Origin of the sequence: Halarchaeum nitratireducens (assembly GCF_017874695.1) — an archaeon.
Lineage (GTDB): Archaea > Halobacteriota > Halobacteria > Halobacteriales > Halobacteriaceae > Halarchaeum > Halarchaeum nitratireducens.
Genome location: NZ_JAGIKY010000027.1, coordinates 1 through 4,863, shown reverse-complemented (window position 1 = coordinate 4,863; position 4,863 = coordinate 1). Strand labels below are relative to the sequence as shown.

Here is a 4,863-nt window from a genome sequence, read left to right as displayed (position 1 = left end):
GTCGTACACAGACTGGACTTCCTCATTCCTTCCGAAAGATGCCTCGATAAGCCGCCGCTATCACGCGGTTTCTCGCTTAACTAAAGACGGATGGTTGTCTCCATATAAGAAGGATAGATGAACGGTAATGGAATCGGATGATCCCTTCGAAACGGGGACTTCGAAGTCCAAACTGAGATCATCTGAGTCGATGTTAACGTTCCGAACATACCCGGTTTCCTGCCCGAGGAAGTCTTCTTCAAACTCCTCAATTAGTCGATGGCTTGTACTCCGTTGTGGGTCTTTGTGCCACGTTGCTGGCTGACGGTCCTCATCAAATAAAATCCCAATGTGGATGTGTATGTCGTCCACACCGATGCCTTTCAGCAATTCCGTGAGGCTATATGATTTTGGTGCAAGGTCATATTTGGTTGCTATCTCATCAGGAATGGTGACGACATCTTTTGATTTTGCGAGTTCCTTAACGAGCGAGCGAGGCTTCCGCATTAGAGAAGGTCGCGCGGTCGTACCGCCACTCACGACGCTAGTCCTGTGCTCCCCAAACACGAGCACACCTTTTTCCTGAAGGAATAACGTCGCGTCAGCATTTGCTTGCATATGGTTCTTCGCAAGGTCTAATGTGAGCGAAGAAAGATCATTATACCGCTCCTGCTCATCCTCACACAGGGACTCACGGGTATAATCAAGTGCCTTCCAGCTGAGGTTAGGTTCAAGTAGGTATTGGGGAAGATTGCTCAGATTGCGGTCCACGTCAAGTCGGTGACTTGGCTCCTCGGCCGCGATGACCTTTTCAAAAAACTTCCCCTTGATGGCGTCGAAGGACCGTGTGAAGTATTCTGCAACGAGGAATAGCCCGCCGTAGACGGCAGGGAGAGTATCTCGTCTGTTCTTATCGGCTAATTGTCGTGCTCGTTGAACACCACCCACGCTTTGGTTGGTGAGTTGATCGCCACCCTCGTCACTTCCGCCTTGCTTCTCATGCTGTCGAAAGGTGGCTAACGGGAGTTTTCTAACAGGTGTTCGTAGAGTTTGTTTGATAATGAGCTCAGCCTCAGTAAGATCATCATCATCGTGGAGAGAAATGATCTTCCGCTCAAAGTAATCGGGTTTTTCCGACATTTCCCCTGTGGTTTATGAGGACGTTGCTTTAAGCTATCGAACGACTCTCTCACGTGGTCGTCCCGGTAACTTCGGCCAATTAGCGCGTGATAGGCCCTCATTAGATAGATTGTGGGTTGACTCTTCCCAAACAGTTGTAAGCGCTTTGCGTGAATTACATAACCTCGTTCGTCGTCAACTCTTCGTCACAAGGTCAATTGGCTGTAGATTAATGTTGGAGACGGCTAGCAGTTTGTCACCAGAAACAGACTCAACAAGCTGCTCAGCTCACGAAGACCACGGACACTCTGATTTTTCAATTGATCACCCCCGCTACGTAGGATGTTACTATTTGATTCGGTTGTGGGGGATGGTAGTAACAGAGAATTTATGACCTTCTTTTGTAAATCGGCGGCCAATTTCGTACTCATTATCCGAGATGACTAATACCGGGTTCGACCGTCCGTCACGAACGACGTAATTCTCGAGATCGATCATCGCAGCGTCTGTCGTCGTCTCGATCTCGATAAGTGCAAGAGGAAACCGCGAAGGGAAAGGGGCTCCAAACAGCTCGAAATTATTCACGTCTAAGATGATATCTGGAGCACCGCTCTCTCCATCAAAGTGGCGTCTGTCGACTGACAACGAGCCGAGCGTGGTTTCATCACCATCTTTCCGAACTATCAGTTCACCCCCTTCAAAATCCGACCGCAGTTGCTCATACACGTCTTTAAGAATCTCATTGTGATCATATTCACCAGTCATATTATGATCCCCGGATAGTGAGTTCAAGAAGGCCTTTCTCCTGCAGTTCCAGGAGTCCGTCCATTACCTCTTCACGCCCCATATTGTGCTTTTCTGCTTCTCGTTCAATTTCTTCATTATCGACAGGTTCTGCCTCTTTACGTCCTAGAGCCCACTCTAATAAAGCTCCAAGATCCTCCTCTATTTCCTCCTGAATGTCACCCCGAATATCTACTCGAATTCCTTGGTGCTCTTCAGCGATCTCGAGTAATTCATCAAGTTGGTCTGCTCTCTCTGCATTAAGTTTCAGTTCATTAAGCGATCCAGTATGCTCAGTTAGCTCAAAGGTGTTGGCAAGCTCTTCACTTGTTGAGATGTGGTTCTTGATTCGGGAGCTAAGGGTATCCAGTGCCTCATCAGCTTTTTTAACGGCCCGATCGAACTGCTCCCGAAGCTCAGTATAGTCGTCTTCGGATTCCACTGTAAATACATCTTCTCGGATGTTAGCGGCTTCACTGGCCTTTTTTGCAGCCGTTTCAACCGGCTGTTGAAGATCGTCAGGTACATCAAATTCTCCGGACTCAAACCGCTCCAAATCCACCTCAGTCAGGTGTTTGAGGACCTCAAAATCATCTATTGCATCGTCTAAAACTGTATCAAGTTGATCAAACCCTTCTACTATCTCCAAACGTTGATTCAGTCTGGTGAGGGCCACATTTGCCACTTCCGGGAAGTCGCTGTTCTTCAGGGAACGATATTGACTTGAGATACGGTTTGCATCTTCCTCAATCTCCAGTAGGTAGCCCTCCACACCATCAAATCGTTCACTAACAAGGGTAGATACCTCGGTGAGTGTTTCGCCTTCGGTGATAATATCTTCCATTTGACTGTGGAGCATCTCGTTGACTACGGTCTGAATTTCGGTAGCTGGTTCGTCTTCCCTATCTAACGACCAAGAGTACAACCAGCCCGAATCGATCGTCGAAAGATCATCCGACAGATTACGCATTCCGCCGACTGTACTCACCCCAGTAATCTCTTCTCGGATCAGTTGGACAAATTGATCCTCGTGACTTTCAACTCGTCCGAGAATCTCATCGGCCGACCCCTTCAAATTAGAGAGGACTTCTCCAGCGGATTCGACCTTATTCTCAGCGATGTCGACTAAATCCTCCCGTTCCTCGTCATCGAATGGCTCTGCACCATATTCAACCAACCATTCTTCCAACTCCTCAATAACACTCTCCGCTTCTGGCCGCTGAAGAATACTGTTGAAATCATCCAAAATTTCCACAACCTGTTCTTCAAATTCACCTGGTTGATATTCCTCAGTCGACGATTCTAATGTTCGCCAATCATCTTCCAGGCTCTGTTCAAAAGATGCCCGAATCTGATCTATCTGGCCTCCGTCTAGTTCACTTTGCTTCTCGGAGAGTTGGTTGAGGGTATCCTTCAGTGACGTCTCTAATTGACCAGCTTGATCCAAGGCTGAATTGACAGCATCTGTGGTCTCATCAAGTCCCTCGATCTCCCCGAAGTCATCAGCTGAGTCTGTGCTCATTGGGTCTCCTCCAGTTGTTCTCGAACCGTTGTAAGTTGCTCCCGCTGTTCATCCCGGACTTCTGTGAGCTCTTTGCAGTTTTCCGCGAGTCGACTTAGGTTCTCGACTTGCTGTCGAACAGGGGTGATTTGTCGACGGGCTTGCTGGACTTCTTCGTCCCACGTATCGCTCTTTTTCCGGATGGAGTCTGTCCCATCGCTAACGTCAACCGCCGGTAATCGCTCTTTTAAATCGGTGATCGTCTCCTGGCCATACTCTCTGACCTCCTCTTTTAGCGTATCTTTGTCCGGGAGGTCGACGCTCACATCACTTTCAGCAACTATCTCGTATGCGTCATCAATTTCGTCAAGAGATGTCTCGAGGCGGTCTTCCAGGCCGTTTATTTGATTAATCCCGTTCGACAGCATCCCATCTACTGAGTTGAGCTTTTGCTCCAAGTCAGTGAGATTCGCCTCTAGCGTAGTGAAGAGACAATTTCTCCCTGTCCGGTCAAATCCCAAGACAAATTTGGCTGTAGGAGAGTCAATTCTGTCAGCCCTCCGTATGAGTTCGGTAATATCGCCGACGATGCTATCGTCATACTGAATCTTTCCGTCTGGAAGTTTGGATTGGGACTCACTGATACTTTCATATAGCTCCTCTATCGACGTATTCGTCGTCGAGAGTGTATCCCGATTCTCCTCATAAGCGGACTCAATCTGGGTTTCATTGTCTCGGATTATCCGCCCTGCCTCAATCGAACCAAGAAGCCACTCTGCAACCGAGGACCCCACAGGATCGTAATTCGACGTGATAAGTGCCTGAAATGGGGGCTTGGTTGAGTAAACGTCATCAGGAGATACAGAAGAATCTAAACTATCTAATAAGTCAATGAGACGCATCTGGGATGCATTCTTGACTTTCTCAATTGCGGTATTGAACTCAGATCGGAAGTCATCACTTTGAAGACTATAAATACGACCAGCGAGACGAGTGTATCCGCCATCGGAACTTCCGAGATAGTTTTGCTGGTCTAAATCCCGGCTTCGGATCGTCTCGAATAGCCCTCGAACCTGCTCGTGTTCATTTGAAGCCGCCTGTGCCAGAAGGAACAGGTCAATTCGAGGCTTCGGTGACGCAGCAAGCCGTTCTTCAATATCTTCGTGCAGATCCCTCGTCTGTCCATCAGAAAGGCGAACCGGGAATAGCGATTGAACTGACTCGTCGAACTGATCCGAAGCCTCCTCAGACAGCGTCTCAAGTGTACTACTTATTTTGGGGAGGTAGTATTCGATCTTTCGAACATCTTCATCTGGAATCTCATCCCGTTGTATCGTCTCTAATAGTGAGACAGTTGGATCAAGTTCTAAGAGGTTATACAATAGGCGTACGTGTTTACCCCGAGGACGGAACAGCGGGTACAGCCTGGGCTCGTGAAATCATCTCGTTGTTTCGAGCGATTCGCTTGAACTCTTCGTAGG

The 4,863-nt window shown here is 48.1% G+C and carries 4 protein-coding genes; all 4 read right to left on the bottom strand.

The window, feature by feature from the left end; genetic code table 11:
* Positions 1 to 60 precede the first annotated feature (60 nt).
* Positions 61 to 1,119, bottom strand: a complete 1,059-nt coding sequence (locus tag J2754_RS15960; protein ID WP_211088004.1) for a hypothetical protein — start codon at positions 1,117 to 1,119, stop codon at positions 61 to 63.
* A gap of 327 nt (positions 1,120 to 1,446) precedes the next feature.
* Positions 1,447 to 1,863, bottom strand: a complete 417-nt coding sequence (locus J2754_RS15955; protein WP_211088003.1) for a hypothetical protein — start codon at positions 1,861 to 1,863, stop codon at positions 1,447 to 1,449.
* Between the two features lies 1 nt (position 1,864).
* On the bottom strand, positions 1,865 to 3,403 hold the full coding sequence (locus tag J2754_RS15950; RefSeq protein ID WP_211088002.1) for a hypothetical protein: 1,539 nt from the start codon (positions 3,401 to 3,403) through the stop codon (positions 1,865 to 1,867).
* Entirely contained in the window at positions 3,400 to 4,764 is a 1,365-nt protein-coding gene (locus J2754_RS15945) for a coiled-coil domain-containing protein (protein WP_211088001.1), read from the bottom strand. The genes J2754_RS15950 and J2754_RS15945 overlap by 4 nt, the downstream gene beginning before the upstream one ends.
* Positions 4,765 to 4,863 lie beyond the last annotated feature (99 nt).